Origin of the sequence: Marinomonas sp. KMM3893 (genome assembly GCF_004352855.1) — a bacterium.
GTDB lineage: Bacteria > Pseudomonadota > Gammaproteobacteria > Pseudomonadales > Marinomonadaceae > Marinomonas > Marinomonas arenicola.
Genome location: NZ_SJSC01000006.1, coordinates 149,754 through 163,153, shown reverse-complemented (window position 1 = coordinate 163,153; position 13,400 = coordinate 149,754). Strand labels below are relative to the sequence as shown.

At 45.9% G+C, this 13,400-nt stretch carries 14 protein-coding genes; 8 read left to right on the top strand and 6 right to left on the bottom strand.

Going from position 1 to position 13,400, the window contains the following annotated elements:
• Nucleotides 1–59: 59 nt before the first annotated feature.
• The 3 genes from E0D71_RS14500 to E0D71_RS14490 form a co-directional block, all read right to left on the bottom strand.
• Nucleotides 60–1,226: a type III PLP-dependent enzyme gene (locus tag E0D71_RS14500; protein WP_133004032.1), complete on the bottom strand. Its 1,167-nt coding sequence runs from the start codon at nt 1,224–1,226 to the stop codon at nt 60–62.
• Nucleotides 1,227–1,493: 267 nt separating this feature from the next.
• On the bottom strand, nt 1,494–1,904 hold the full coding sequence (locus E0D71_RS14495; protein ID WP_133004031.1) for a DUF6691 family protein: 411 nt from the start codon (nt 1,902–1,904) through the stop codon (nt 1,494–1,496).
• A gap of 10 nt (nt 1,905–1,914) precedes the next feature.
• Complete coding sequence (locus E0D71_RS14490) at nt 1,915–2,313, bottom strand: YeeE/YedE thiosulfate transporter family protein (RefSeq protein ID WP_133004030.1); 399 nt, start codon at nt 2,311–2,313, stop codon at nt 1,915–1,917.
• Between the two features lie 208 nt (nt 2,314–2,521).
• On the opposite strand from E0D71_RS14490, the gene E0D71_RS14485 reads away from it, so the two are divergent.
• Together E0D71_RS14485 and E0D71_RS14480 are read left to right on the top strand one after the other, a co-directional pair.
• Nucleotides 2,522–3,034 carry a hypothetical protein gene (locus tag E0D71_RS14485; RefSeq protein ID WP_133004029.1) on the top strand — a complete coding sequence of 171 codons (513 nt, stop codon included), beginning with the start codon at nt 2,522–2,524 and terminating at the stop codon, nt 3,032–3,034.
• The gene (locus E0D71_RS14480) at nt 3,019–3,459 is read left to right on the top strand and encodes a TerB family tellurite resistance protein (RefSeq protein WP_133004028.1); all 441 of its coding nucleotides are present in this window, start codon (nt 3,019–3,021) and stop codon (nt 3,457–3,459) included. Before E0D71_RS14485 ends, E0D71_RS14480 begins: the two co-directional genes overlap by 16 nt.
• Nucleotides 3,460–3,537: 78 nt before the next feature.
• Here E0D71_RS14480 and E0D71_RS14475 read toward each other — a convergent pair whose 3' ends face one another.
• The gene (locus E0D71_RS14475; RefSeq protein WP_115896324.1) at nt 3,538–4,122 is read right to left on the bottom strand and encodes a Fe-Mn family superoxide dismutase; all 585 of its coding nucleotides are present in this window, start codon (nt 4,120–4,122) and stop codon (nt 3,538–3,540) included.
• 156 nt (nt 4,123–4,278) lie between these two features.
• On the opposite strand from E0D71_RS14475, the gene E0D71_RS14470 reads away from it, so the two are divergent.
• The 4 genes from E0D71_RS14470 to cysN all read left to right on the top strand — a co-directional run bounded on the left by E0D71_RS14470 (nt 4,279) and on the right by cysN (nt 9,393).
• A complete protein-coding gene (locus E0D71_RS14470; RefSeq protein ID WP_133004027.1) occupies nt 4,279–5,211 on the top strand; it encodes a hypothetical protein in 933 nt (310 codons plus the stop codon).
• A 116-nt stretch (nt 5,212–5,327) separates the two neighbouring features.
• Nucleotides 5,328–6,674 carry a tRNA 5-hydroxyuridine modification protein YegQ gene (gene yegQ, locus E0D71_RS14465; protein WP_133004026.1) on the top strand — a complete coding sequence of 449 codons (1,347 nt, stop codon included), beginning with the start codon at nt 5,328–5,330 and terminating at the stop codon, nt 6,672–6,674.
• A 169-nt stretch (nt 6,675–6,843) separates the two neighbouring features.
• A complete protein-coding gene (gene cysD, locus E0D71_RS14460) occupies nt 6,844–7,749 on the top strand; it encodes a sulfate adenylyltransferase subunit CysD (RefSeq protein WP_133004025.1) in 906 nt (301 codons plus the stop codon).
• A gap of 30 nt (nt 7,750–7,779) precedes the next feature.
• Entirely contained in the window at nt 7,780–9,393 is a 1,614-nt protein-coding gene (gene cysN / locus E0D71_RS14455; protein WP_133004024.1) for a sulfate adenylyltransferase subunit CysN, read from the top strand.
• A 74-nt stretch (nt 9,394–9,467) separates the two neighbouring features.
• On the opposite strand, the gene E0D71_RS14450 is transcribed toward cysN, so the two are convergent.
• Both E0D71_RS14450 and E0D71_RS14445 read right to left on the bottom strand, forming a co-directional pair.
• A complete protein-coding gene (locus tag E0D71_RS14450) occupies nt 9,468–10,202 on the bottom strand; it encodes a siderophore-interacting protein (protein ID WP_133004023.1) in 735 nt (244 codons plus the stop codon).
• A 23-nt stretch (nt 10,203–10,225) separates the two neighbouring features.
• Nucleotides 10,226–10,648 carry a MarR family winged helix-turn-helix transcriptional regulator gene (locus tag E0D71_RS14445; RefSeq protein WP_133004022.1) on the bottom strand — a complete coding sequence of 141 codons (423 nt, stop codon included), beginning with the start codon at nt 10,646–10,648 and terminating at the stop codon, nt 10,226–10,228.
• A gap of 179 nt (nt 10,649–10,827) precedes the next feature.
• On the opposite strand from E0D71_RS14445, the gene E0D71_RS14440 reads away from it, so the two are divergent.
• Nucleotides 10,828–11,322 carry a transcription elongation factor gene (locus E0D71_RS14440; RefSeq protein WP_133004021.1) on the top strand — a complete coding sequence of 165 codons (495 nt, stop codon included), beginning with the start codon at nt 10,828–10,830 and terminating at the stop codon, nt 11,320–11,322.
• A gap of 196 nt (nt 11,323–11,518) precedes the next feature.
• Nucleotides 11,519–13,288: an aspartate--tRNA ligase gene (gene aspS / locus E0D71_RS14435; RefSeq protein ID WP_133004020.1), complete on the top strand. Its 1,770-nt coding sequence runs from the start codon at nt 11,519–11,521 to the stop codon at nt 13,286–13,288.
• The last annotated feature ends 112 nt before the right edge of the window (nt 13,289–13,400 follow it).

Sequence of the window (13,400 nt, the reverse complement as noted above, 5' to 3'; positions counted from 1 at the left end):
TGGTCCCAGCGAGGCGCTGTGTTTTAACGATGGCTTACTGGACAGTAAGCGAACGAAGATTATAAGTAGTAAGACGCCAGCGGCGGAAAGCCGTTGAATTCCACAGCACTGTAAGTGGTGGTGTAGGCGCCTGTTGATAGCCAGTACATGCGGTCGCCAATGGCCAGATTCAATGGCAAGCCGTATTTGTAGTTCTCATACATGATGTCGGCACTGTCGCACGTAGGACCGGCAATGATCACTTCTTCCAACTCGCCTTTCTTATCAACATGGATAGGGTATTTAATGGACTCATCCAGTGTTTCAATAAGGCCTGAGAATTTACCCACATCCGTGTATACCCAGCGGTTTAGTGCTGTGTTGGACTTGCGTGCAATCAACACAACTTCGCTGACCAAAATACCCGCGTTCGAAATCAAAGAACGGCCTGGTTCAAGAATGATGCGTGGCAAATCGTCGCCAAAGTCTTCTTCTAAAAAGCGCGAAATTTCCTCAGCATAGGTAGATAGCTCATTGGTTCGAGTAATGTAGTTGGCCGGAAAACCGCCGCCCATATTAATCATTTCAAGTTCAATACCATCTTCTTCTTTTAGGCGTTCAAAAATCACCTTCACACTGGCAATCGCAGCATCCCAAGCACCAATGTCACGCTGCTGAGAGCCTACATGGAAAGATATGCCGTATGGAATCAGGCCAAGTTCTTTCGCCAATACCAACAAGTCCATTGCCATATCTGGTCGACAGCCGAATTTACGCGATAGTGGCCAGTCAGCAGTAACAGTGCCTTCTGTTAAAATGCGCACATAGACCCGAGAGCCAGGTGCGGCTTTAGCAATATTACGTAGGTCAGCTTCTGAATCTGTAGCAAACATACGTACGCCTTTTTCGTAAAAGTAGCGAACGTCCTGTGCTTTTTTAATGGTGTTGCCATAGCTAACACGCTCAGGCGACACGCCACCAATAGAAAATAGCTTATCGAGCTCATAGCGCGATGCTACGTCGAAATTTGAGCCGCGGTCACGCAATAAAGTCAGAATTTCTGGCGCTGGGTTGGCTTTAATAGCGTAAAAAATATCGGCCACAGGGAAGCCTGTTGTAATTTCAGTGTAGGCTTCATCAATCATGGCTGTGTCGATCACAACAAAAGGGGTTTCTTTTGTTTCAGTAAAAGCTTTGAAGCGGGCGAAACGTTCTGGAGAGTAGAAAGAATGGACGTCGATCGTCATGGAATTAGGTTCCTTTTTGGCTAAACATAAACCGGATTAAAGTGATGAAACGTCTTTACCTCCCCCCATCCTACTTATGGCTGTTACTTATCCGGCTCGAGGGCCTTAAGCGACTAGCGCAGCAGTTGAAGCGGTGCGGATTATGTTCAGCAAATGACGCGGGCGCAATTTAAAACCCTAAAGGGTTAGCGTCAAGTATTTTTTATGTTTTTTACAATGAAAAATTCCCTTTTAAAAAGAAGCGAATCGTCTTGTCCTGATAGGGCTTTATTTGGTTGGTTGAAATTGATACAAGGCGCTGCCTGCAATCAATGCGATAACAAAATACAGACCTTCTGCTGGGTTGTTGATGAGTGCGGTTAAGCCAGGCCCTGGGCAATAGCCGCTGAGTCCCCAACCGATACCAAAAAGGGCGCTACCGAGGATCAATTTGCTGTCAATTATTTTGGCTGTGGGAAGCGACCAGAGATCGGTGAGCAGGGGTTTGATTTGTTTTTTGCTGATCAGATAGCCAATCATGCTCACGGCGACCGCAGCGGCCATTACAATGATCAAAGAAGGGTTCCAGTTGCCAAAAATATCCAAGAAGCCAATCACCACGGCAGGGTTGGTCATTTCCGACAGTGCGAGACCAAAACCAAAAAGTAAACCGCAAAGCAGTGTGATGAAAAATATCATGATGATCTCCTTAGTGAGTAAGCGCCACGGTTATGATGGCAGTGGAAATGAAAATGGCGGTCGCCACCATAGAGCGCGGCGAGAGTCTGGCGAGGCCACATACACCATGACCACTGGTGCAGCCATTTCCTAGGCGGGTGCCATAACCCACAAGCAATCCAGAAACAATCATCAGCCATGGGCTTCGTATGTCTGGGAATGGGACAGTTTGCTGGGTGAATACACCATAGGCGCTGCCGCCGATGATTAAACCCAGCAAAAAAATCAAAGGCAGCGTTTTGTTGGCCTTAAATAAGGATTGCGCAAGCATGCCGCTAATGCCCAGCACCTTACCTGTTGTGATTAGGTAAATCGCCGCAGCAAGGCCAATGAGAAGGCCGCCGAATAAGGGATTATAGAAAGAGGTCATAACTGGCTCCAGTAACATCAGTATTGTCTAATATAGAGTAACACAAACATTAGCATTTTCTAATGTTTGTGTTTTATTTGGCGTTAATCAATGGCTCGTGGGCATGAGAATGCCTTGTTGCTGCACACTCTTGACCAAAATTACTTGGATATCCTAAGTTTGCTAGAATGCATCTATATACACTAATAAGCACAAAAGGTTTGAGAGAGTGTCTACCTTAATGGAAAAAAATGTGTCGTCACAGCCGATGATGGGGGTATGCCCTCGGCAAGCAGAGTACGTCTTTGTTTTGCCAAATCCGCCTATCATGCCGACATCAAAGGATGAGCAACAGCTTGGCTATGTGCCTGCACTGATTGCGCTAAATGGCAATCACTGGCGAAAAATTGTTACTATTATCGCCAAATTAACTGCCCCTGAGCTTGATCTGTGGCGCCAATGGCGAGACGAGATGCTGACGAACAATGTCGCCATCGTGTTTTCGACAGGGCATACCGATAAGCTAACCGGCAAGGTGTTTTTTGTCGGTAATGAGGTTCGTGGGCAAGTGCCTGTGCCTGATGAGGCGCTCGTTTGTGGAGAACGTCGTATTGCCTTTGTAACCAATAATCGTATTTGGTGTCCCTATTTGGATTACCGTCAATTTCCCAATGTATTAGTCGATGAGCTCCGTCAGTCTATACAAAACCATCGTTTGGAGAGTGCATGTTTCACGTGTTAAAAAGTCTTTTTCAAGTATCGGCAGAGCCTGAAGAGCAAATCAGTTATCAAAGAGCCGTAGCGGCTTTGATGATGGAAGTTGTGATGGCAGATGACACGATTGATGAAAATGAAGTGCAGCAGGTAAAGCGATTTTTACGTGAGGCGACCGATCTCGGCGACAGCGTTGAAGAGGTCTATGAAGAGGCGAAAGCGGGCATTGCCGAGGCGAATGATTTTTACCAATTCACTAAGGTCATTAATGAGACGGCGAGCGTTGAGCAGAAAATCGAACTGGTAAAAGGTTTATGGCGAGTGGCGTTTGCCGATGGTGTTGTGGATGCCTATGAAGATCATCGTATCCGTCGAATCAGTGAGCTGCTTTTTATGCCGCATTCCGAGTTTATTCAGGCCAAATTGGCGGTAAAAGCCGAGCTCGGCTCTTAAGAGGCTGCGAATCGATTTCCTGTAGACAATAAAAACGCGGCCAAGGCCGCGTTTTTTGACTGCATTGCTTAGTGTGGCTTAGGCTGCGAAGTTTGCTGCTGCAAATTCCCAGTTAGCCAATGCCCAGAATCCTTTAAGGTAATCAGGACGAACGTTGCGGTAGTCGATGTAGTAAGCGTGTTCCCACAAGTCTACAGTGATGATAGCGGTTAGGCCGTCAGTCATTGGAGTGCCTGCGTTGCTAGTGTTAACTATGTCTAGAGAACCGTCAGCTGTTTTTACTAACCAAGTCCAGCTAGAGCCGAAGTTGTTGACTGCTTTGTCATTGAACGCTTCTTGGAACTGAGCGAAAGAGCCCCATTTTGCGTTGATGGCATCAGCAAGTGCGCCAGTTGGCTCACCGCCACCATTTGGGCTAAGGCTGTTCCAGAAGAAAGTGTGGTTCCAGATTTGCGCTGCGTTATTGAAAACACCGCCCGCTGGCGCGGAAGTGATGATCTCTTCTAGAGATTTGTTTTCGTATTCAGTACCAGGAACCAAGCCATTAAGCTTAACTACGTACGTGTTGTGGTGCTTGCCGTAGTGATACTCAAGTGTCTCTACAGACATGTGCGGCTCTAGTGCATCTTTAGCATAAGGAAGAGCGGGTAATTCAAAAGCCATTTCAATTCTCCTTGCTTTATATTAACGAAAAATGCTTGTTATCAAGCAGTTAATGGTGCTTATATAGTATCATTGAACTTTCGAATATAATATTCATTAAGTTTGTATGGTTATTAATTCCATAATTTTTATTGATAGCGAAGAAATAAGATTTCCATGCCTAGAGACGAGAACGTTGACATCCCAAGCCTGAAGCTAGACCAAGATGAGGTCAGCGATAGAAGGGCAACATCCAGCACACCTAAGCGTCGCTTGAACCCACCGCCAGCCAGAGCCGTTAGCGCATCGGCTGGGGCAACGAGCTATAAAAAACCGAGTTTAGTGGGTGTGTATATTCTGCTTATTTTGATCCTCGCCGCCGCGGCGGGTGCCGGTTATTGGTTGTGGCAGCAAAACATGCAGCTGCGCAATGAACTGTCGAATGCGAAAGGTCAAATTGAAAACCTGGATCATCAGTTTTTAGCGGCCGATGTGTCTGCGAATAAGCAAGGTGAGACGGTTGAGCAAACCTTAAAAAATCATGACAGTGAGATCCGCAAGTTGTGGGCAGTGGCTTACGATACCAATCGTAAAACCTTGTCTGCTCATACGGATGCCATTGAAGCAATGCAGAAAAAGCTGTCTATCATGAATGACGCGGTGTCGACTCAAACCCAAAGAGTGGCAATCCAAAGCGATGCGTTTAATGAACTAGAAGCAAATTACAATAAGCTCATTCGCTCGGTTGCAGACCTTGATAAGGCCGTAAAACCGATCACCAAAGACTGGCCGTCTGTGTCGACTAAGTTGACTGGCTTAGAGAAAGAAGTGGCGTCGCAAAAAGGCAAGGATGAAGCGCAAGCGTTGAGCCTTGATCAAGCGTCACAAGACATAGATTCCCTAGAGAAGAAACTGACGGCATTGGCCAACAAGCCTAATGGCGCGAGCAATGAAGAGCTGGCTGACATGAAACGCACGTTAAGCAATCAGCAAGATGCGATTAACGCCATTGATGCTTTCCGCTCTCAGATGAACACTCAGGTGTTGCGCTTGAATAAACAAATCAATCAGCTTTTACTGCAGCAGCAGTTGAGTTCAGAAGCGAATTAATTTGATGTAAATCATGGAAAGGCCGACTCGTTCGGCCTTTTTTGTGTCTCCAAATAGCGTCATAGAAGAGTTTGGGTAGAATGCGCGCATTCATTCCAATCAAGACTAATGACCTTATGACCGAATTACTTTCCCCTGCGGGCACACTTAAAAATATGCGCTACGCCTTTGCCTATGGTTCCGATGCGGTTTACGCCGGCCAGCCACGCTATAGCTTGCGTGTGCGCAATAACGATTTTGATATGGCGAACTTGGCCATCGGTATCGAAGAAGCGCATCAGCAGGGCAAAAAACTCTATGTGGCGAGTAATATCGCGCCGCATAACGCCAAAATAAAAACCTACCTTAAAGACATTGAGCCCGTGATTGAGATGGGGCCAGATGCGCTGATCATGTCGGACCCTGGCATGATGATGCTGGTTAAAGAAAAGTTTCCTGACATGCCGATACATTTGTCGGTGCAAGCTAACGCAGTGAATTGGGCGACGGTCAAATTCTGGCACAACTATGGCTTGAGTCGCGTGATTCTTTCTCGAGAATTGTCACTAGAGGAAATCGGCGACATCCGCACCATGGTGCCAGACATGGAGATAGAAACCTTTGTGCATGGCTCCTTATGCATTGCTTATTCTGGGCGTTGTTTGTTGTCAGGGTATTTTAATCGACGGGACCCGAACCAAGGCTCCTGCACCAACTCTTGTCGCTGGCAGTACGATGTTAAAGCCGCCAAAGAAGACGTAAGCGGCGACATAGTACCGGCCGATGGCAGTCATTTAGGGGCGCACGTTTTTGACCCTAAAGAGCAAACCACATTGGGGGTTGGTAAGCCGTTTGATGACGTGGTGTTATTGCGCGAACAAGGTCGAGAAGGGGAGTTTATGCCAGCCTTTGAAGACGAGCATGGCACTTACATTATGAACAGTCGAGATCTGCGGGCGATCCAGCACGTTGAGAAATTGATCGAGATGGGGGTACATTCCCTAAAGATTGAAGGTCGGACTAAATCGCATTTCTACGCCGCTCGTACGGCTCAGTTATACCGCCAAGCAATTGACGACGCACACTACGGCAAAGCCTTCGACATGGGCTTAATGGACAAGCTGGAAGGTCTGGCGCATCGAGGTTATACGGAAGGATTTTACCGTCGTCATGTACACGACCAATATCAGAATTATCAGCATGGAAAATCGATCTCAACGCAGCAGCAGTTTGTTGGAGAAATGCTGGATTGGCATGACGGCTGGTTAACAGTCGATGTAAAAAATCGTTTTAAAAGTGGTGACACCTTAGAGTTGATGACGCCGTCGGGCAGTCAGCTGATCGTGCTTCAGGCAATGGAAAATAAGCAAGGGGAGCGGACAGAGGTGGCGCCAGGTTCGGGGCATGTGGTCCGTATCCCGCTCTCTGTCAGACCTGAAGGTCTTGAATATGGTTTGATAATGAGAAACCTACCAAACGCATAGCCTCAAGCTCTGTTGTTAAAGAGGTCGTGTTGGATTTCTATAAAGGCTCAGCTTATGAGCCTTTTTTAATATATATATATCAACATGGTCTAGTTATGAGGGTTTTTATAACAGAAAGGCATGTTATAGTGAAAAAAATGCTCAAGCCTTATAACAGAGATGGGAAATTATGACAGAGGCAAGACTGACTCACCTAAAACAGCTAGAAGCTGAAAGCATTCACATTATTCGTGAAGTCGCTGCTGAATTTGACAATCCAGTAATGCTTTATTCCATTGGTAAAGACTCAGCCGTGATGCTGCACCTTGCCATGAAAGCATTCTATCCTGGTAAACCACCGTTTCCACTGATGCATGTTGACACAGGTTGGAAATTCAAAGAAATGATCACCTTCCGTGATGAATTGGTTGCCAAGCTAGGTTTGGAACTGATTGTTCATCAAAATCAAGAAGGGATTGATCAAGGCATTGGGCCATTCACCCATGGTAGTGCGACGCACACCGATGTGATGAAAACCCAAGGTCTAAAACAAGCGTTAGACAAATACGGTTTCGATGCGGCCTTCGGTGGTGCACGTCGTGACGAAGAGAAGTCTCGTGCCAAAGAGCGCGTGTACTCTTTCCGTGACAAGCAACACCGTTGGGACCCTAAAAACCAACGTCCAGAGTTATGGAATATCTATAACGGCAAAGTCAATAAAGGCGAAAGCATCCGTGTTTTCCCATTGTCTAACTGGACGGAACTGGACATCTGGCAATACATCTATTTAGAAAGTATTCCTATTGTTCCTCTTTACTTCTCTGCTAAACGTCCTGTTGTTGAGCGTGATGGCACCTTGATCATGGTTGATGATGATCGTATGCCGTTAAATGGCGAAACGCCTGAAATGAAGTCTGTTCGTTTCCGTACGCTTGGCTGTTACCCGCTTACCGGTGCGGTGGAGTCTGAAGCCGACACATTGCCTGAAATCATCCAGGAAATGTTGCTCACCACGAGTTCAGAGCGCCAAGGCAGAATGATCGACCATGACTCCGCTGGGTCTATGGAAGAGAAAAAGAAACAGGGCTACTTCTAAGTTTGAAGTAAAGAAAGTTTGGAGTAACGAATGTCTCACCAGTCAGAATTGATCAGCCAAGACATACTTGGCTATTTGAAACAACATGAAGAAAAAGACCTACTGCGTTTGCTTACTTGTGGCAACGTAGACGATGGTAAAAGTACACTTATCGGCCGTTTGCTGCATGATTCTAAATTAATTTATGAAGATCATTTAGAGGCGGTAAAACGTGACAGTAAAAAATCGGGTACCCAAGGCGAAGGCGTAGATTTGGCGCTTTTGGTGGATGGTCTGCAAGCGGAGCGCGAGCAGGGTATTACCATTGATGTGGCGTACCGTTATTTCTCTACTGAAAAACGTAAGTTCATCATTGCGGACACACCAGGACACGAGCAATACACACGTAATATGGCAACCGGCGCGTCCACTTGTGACTTAGCCATTATTTTGATCGATGCCCGTTACGGTGTGCAAACACAAACTCGCCGTCATTCTTATATTGCTGCGTTATTGGGTATTAAGCACGTTGTTGTGGCAATAAACAAAATGGATTTGGTGGATTTCTCGGAAGAGAAATACAAAGAAATCCAAGCTGACTACTTAGCGTTTGTTGAGCAACTAGGCGATCGTAAGCCTGCGGACATTCATTTCGTCCCAATGTCTGCATTGCAAGGCGATAACGTGGTTAACGCCTCTGAAAGCACGCCTTGGTACCAAGGTAAGCCATTGATGGCGATTTTGGAAACCGTGCAAATTAACCGTGACGTGAAGCGTGATTCTTTCCGTTTGCCAGTGCAGTATGTGAACCGTCCAAACCTAGATTTTCGTGGTTTCTCTGGAACCATAGCGGCTGGTGTGGTTAAGCCAGGTGATGAAGTCGTTGCTTTGCCTTCTGGTAAAAAATCGAAAGTCGCCGAGATTGTGACTTACGATGGCAACCTTGAGTCTGCGAAAGCCGGGCAGGCGGTGACCATTACCCTAGAAGACGAAATTGATATCAGTCGTGGCGACATGCTGTCTCACCTAGACCAAGAGCCGTTAATCGCTTCGGCGCTACGCGCATCTGTTGTGTGGATGGCCGATCAGCCATTGGTGCCTGGTAAGTTGTATGATTTTAAACTGGGTACGCAAACAGTACCGGGTAAAGTGCATCACTTTAATCACCGTGTTGATGTGAATACTTTGGAAACCAGTGACATTTCAGCGCTTGAGCTCAATGGCATTGGTGATTGTGTGATTCAATTTGATGCGCCAGTCGCGTTTGATGAATACACAAACAGCCGTTTTACTGGTGCTCTCATTGTGATTGACCGTCTAACCAACGTGACCGTTGGTGCTGGTATGGTTGAGCAAGCGGTTGCCGATTTAGATGAAGACACGATTGTTAGTGCAGAAGACCGCGCCGCTCGTCTTGGTCAAAAGCCTGCGGTTATCGCCTTGTCTGCTGAAGTATTGGCGCAAGCTGAATCCGTAGAGCGATTATTGTTGCGTCAAGGTGTTGTAGCATTAGCAAAAGCCAATGCCACGGCTGCTGAAGCGGCCTTGATTCGCGAAACGGGTGTGACTTTATTGGTTGCTGATACCAGCATTGCCGATACAGAAATCGTTGAAACAAAAGTAGACAATGTAATTGATTTGATTATTGAGCAAGTGCGCTTGTAATTTCTTATCATTGTTGCAGAGTCAAAAAAAAGCCAGCTTCATCGCTGGCTTTTTATTTTGTTTTTTTTTAGAGCTTATGCCACTTCGGCCTCAGCGCGTTTAACGGCTTTGTGCTGATCTTCGTTGCTGCCTTGTTTCCAGTAGCTTGAGATATAAAGGTTGCTCTTTTCGACCTTTTTCTCTTCTTTAAAGAAGCGACGCAGTGCTTTAATGCTGCCAAATTCGCACGCGGCCCATATGGACACGTCGTCGGATAGCCATTCCAATGCTTTCACTTCTTCTAGCAAGGCTTGTTCGTTACTGCCTGGCTGAGCATTGATAACCCATTTAATCTCAATGCCTACTGGGTGTTTAAGCGTTTGAATGTCGGCTTCAGACACCACTTCGATTACCGCATAGCCTTTTGCGTTGGCCGGTAGCGTTTCAAGATTGACGCTGATGGCCGGTAGGGCGGTCATATCGCCGATCAAAAGCTGCCATTGAGCTGATTCTTCGATCATTTTTTTAGGGCCAGGTCCGCCAATAAGAATGCGGTCACCCGCTTTGGCGTTTTTTGCCCATGAAGACGCTGGACCTGAATCGTCATGAAGCATGAAGTCGATGTCGATCTCGTCCGCGCGTTGTTTGCGTATGGTGTAAGTGCGCATTAGGCGGCCGCTTTCGCTAGGGAAAATAAGTTTTACGTATCCGCTTTCTTGATTTTCCGGCATGGTATTCATGTTTTCGCCACCTAAGGTAACTCTTAACATGTGCGGTGTTACTAGAGTGGTGTTGATAACAACGAGCTCTCTTGGTTGTGGTCTGCTCATAAGTTTCTCCTGAATATAATGTATTATTCGCATAAATTTCTAATCATGATTTCTGCGTAGTGTTTGAAGTCTTTGATCTCTTGTTCGCTCAACCCATGGGTCATTTTTGCCGATGTGGTGCTATCGAGCGTGATCATGGTGTCTATGACGCTTTGCCCTGACTGTGTGAGAAGCAATAATTGGCTTCTATGGTTATCGGGGTTAGGGTGTTTTTCTATGTGACCTTTGCTAAGCAGTTCTTTTATAATTCGCGCCACTTGCGATTTATCTAAATTCATTCTTTGTGAGATCACCTGAGCACTGCATTTGGGAATGTTGCGTATGCATTTCAATGCTCTTATGTGACCAATATGAAGATCCAAATGAGAGTCACTGATGGTGCGTTTGACCTGGGACTTATAGCAATGGATAAGTCTGTGCAGTGATTCATCAAGGTTGCTTGACATAAAAGTGACTCGCTTCTTATATGAGAACGATTATCACTATAGTTTTATTGGTTGACTTTGTCAATTGAGAAAATGCCTTGCCGTGAGGCTTCCTTGTATCTTGCTTATTCATTGCACCAATTTCTTGATAAAAGAGCGTGAGTAATAATGTGTCGTACCCCTAGTTGTTGTGAGACGAAATGAACAAAGTAACCGTGTATGAAGCCATAATAAGCGCTCTTGAAAAACGCTTTGAGACCGCGAAATGGGCCGCGAACCAAGCTTACGACGCGGCGACCAGCGAAGAGAGTGTGGCGGAAAATAAATACGATACCTTCGGATTGGAGGCGTCCTATCTTGCCCATGGGCAGTCACAAAGAGTGTTGGAGTGTGAAAAGGATTTTTTAAGCTTTTCGAATCACAAGGCGGTGTTCTTCGGTGAAGACGATGAGATAAAAACAGGGGCGCTAGTGGGCCTGCTCGAGGTCAATGCGCCACAGAAAAATAGCAAATGGTTTTATCTTTCTGCTTGTGCGGGAGGCTTAAGTGTTGAGCTAGGCGATGGTGAAAGTGTCTTTTTGGTTACCCCATCTAGCCCAGTTGGGCTGACACTGGTTGGTAAAATGGAAGGCGATGAAGTGCTTTTAAAGCAATCTGGAATCGAAATTGTTTATGAAATAGCCAGTGTCTTATGAAGAAAGGGGCAGTTGTAGACAAATTTCTCTCTTGCTCTAGAGAGTATGACTTGGTTCGCATATAATGCTTTGCCTTAAAATATTTTGGCTTTTTGTTTTCCTCCTTATATGGGAAACACATTTTGTTTTCTGGTCTAACAAAAAGCGAACAAAGAACACTTCACTCTCTTACTGAGACAGTAATAGGATAGAAATTATGCGCAGCCATTATTGCGGCGAATTAAATGCTTCTAACATTTCACAAGAAATCACTTTATGTGGTTGGGTTCATCGTCGCCGTGACCACGGCGGGGTTATTTTCTTAGACGTGCGTGATCGCGAAGGCATCACTCAGGTGGTATTTGACCCAGATCGTGCAGACAGTTTTGCCATTGCGGACAGTGTTCGTAACGAATTTGTTGTTAAGCTAAAAGGCTTGGTTCGTGCTCGTCCAGAAGGGACAGTTAACCCAAACATGAACACAGGTGAGATCGAAGTCTTGGGCTTAGAGCTTGAGATTCTAAACGCCGCAAAAACACCGCCATTCCAGCTTGATGAGCATCAATCTGTTGGTGAAGACGTTCGTTTGAAAAACCGTTTTATCGATTTACGTCGTCCAGAAATTCAGCAAAAAATGCGTTTTCGCTCAAAAGTAACATCTGTATTGCGTCGCTACTTGGATGACAATGGCTTCTTAGACATCGAAACGCCGATTCTAACGCGCGCAACACCAGAAGGTGCGCGCGATTATTTGGTACCAAGCCGTACACAACAAGGTAGCTTCTTTGCGCTTCCTCAGTCTCCTCAGTTGTTCAAGCAGCTGTTGATGGTGTCTGGTTTTGATCGTTACTACCAAATTGCTAAATGTTTCCGTGATGAAGATTTGCGTGCCGATCGCCAACCTGAATTCACTCAAGTAGACATCGAAACGTCTTTCATGAGCGAAGAGCAGATCATGGGCATGACAGAAGAAATGATCACGAGCTTGTTTAAAGAGCTAATGAACATTGATTTGGGCACCTTCCCACGCATGCCTTACTCTGAAGCAATGGAAACCTACGGCAGCGACAAGCCTGATCTACGTATTCCATTGACGATTGTGACCGTGTCTGACCTGATGGCAGACGTGGACTTTAAAGTCTTCTCTGGTCCAGCAAAAGACCCTAAAGGTCGTGTTGCCGCATTGAAAGTGCCTGGCGGTAACTCGCTGACTCGTAAGCAAATTGATGAGTACACTAAATTTGTTGGTATTTACGGCGCCAAAGGGTTGGCTTACATCAAGGTAAACGACAAGTCTAATCTTGAAGAAGGCCTACAGTCTCCAATCGTTAAGTTCTTACCGATGGAAGTACGCCAAGAATTGATGACTCGTCTTGATGCACAAGATGGCGACTTGATCTTCTTCGGCTCGGATTCTGCAAAAGTCGTCAACGAAGCTTTGGGTGCATTACGTTGCAAGTTGGGTGAAGATCTTAACTTGTACACTTGTGAGTGGGCGCCTTTATGGGTAGTTGACTTCCCAATGTTTGAAGAAACATCCGATGGTGGCATCACGGCTATTCACCATCCTTTCACTGCGCCTTCTTGCTCTCCAGAAGCGCTAAAAGCAGATCCGCTTAATGCCTTGTCTCAAGCGTACGACATGGTCTTGAATGGTACTGAGTTGGGCGGTGGTTCGATCCGTATTCACCAGTCTTCTATGCAAGAAACTGTGTTTGAGTTGCTTAATATCAGTGAAGAAGAGCAAGAAGAGAAATTTGGCTTCTTACTAGACGCATTGAAATTTGGTGCGCCACCGCATGGTGGTTTGGCATTCGGTCTAGACCGCCTCGTTATGTTGATGACAGGTTCGGCTTCTATTCGTGACGTCATTGCCTTCCCGAAAACACAAAGTGCGACTTGTTTGTTAACTCAAGCACCAGGTGAAGTAAGCGATAAACAGTTGAAAGAGCTGAATATTCGCGTTAGAAAGCCAGTGACAGAGTAAGCTTAGCGCCACCTTCGCTCTACTGACGGTGATGTTTGTTAAGAGAGCGAAAAAAAAATGTAAAAGGCCGTTATTAAACGGCCTTTTTTTATGTCAGGATTGTATACTCTGT

Bases quoted from the DNA above. Each gene is read 5' to 3' on its own strand.
- E0D71_RS14500 (WP_133004032.1), bottom strand. From the start codon at position 1,226: ATGACGATCGACGTCCATTCTTTCTACTCTCCAGAACGTTTCGCCCGC.
- E0D71_RS14495 (WP_133004031.1), bottom strand. From the start codon at position 1,904: ATGATATTTTTCATCACACTGCTTTGCGGTTTACTTTTTGGTTTTGGT.
- E0D71_RS14490 (WP_133004030.1), bottom strand. From the start codon at position 2,313: ATGACCTCTTTCTATAATCCCTTATTCGGCGGCCTTCTCATTGGCCTT.
- E0D71_RS14480 (WP_133004028.1), top strand. From the start codon at position 3,019: ATGTTTCACGTGTTAAAAAGTCTTTTTCAAGTATCGGCAGAGCCTGAA.
- E0D71_RS14475 (WP_115896324.1), bottom strand. From the start codon at position 4,122: ATGGCTTTTGAATTACCCGCTCTTCCTTATGCTAAAGATGCACTAGAG.
- E0D71_RS14470 (WP_133004027.1), top strand. From the start codon at position 4,279: ATGCCTAGAGACGAGAACGTTGACATCCCAAGCCTGAAGCTAGACCAA.
- yegQ (WP_133004026.1), top strand. From the start codon at position 5,328: ATGACCGAATTACTTTCCCCTGCGGGCACACTTAAAAATATGCGCTAC.
- cysD (WP_133004025.1), top strand. From the start codon at position 6,844: ATGACAGAGGCAAGACTGACTCACCTAAAACAGCTAGAAGCTGAAAGC.
- cysN (WP_133004024.1), top strand. From the start codon at position 7,780: ATGTCTCACCAGTCAGAATTGATCAGCCAAGACATACTTGGCTATTTG.
- E0D71_RS14450 (WP_133004023.1), bottom strand. From the start codon at position 10,202: ATGAGCAGACCACAACCAAGAGAGCTCGTTGTTATCAACACCACTCTA.
- E0D71_RS14445 (WP_133004022.1), bottom strand. From the start codon at position 10,648: ATGTCAAGCAACCTTGATGAATCACTGCACAGACTTATCCATTGCTAT.
- E0D71_RS14440 (WP_133004021.1), top strand. From the start codon at position 10,828: ATGAACAAAGTAACCGTGTATGAAGCCATAATAAGCGCTCTTGAAAAA.
- aspS (WP_133004020.1), top strand. From the start codon at position 11,519: ATGCGCAGCCATTATTGCGGCGAATTAAATGCTTCTAACATTTCACAA.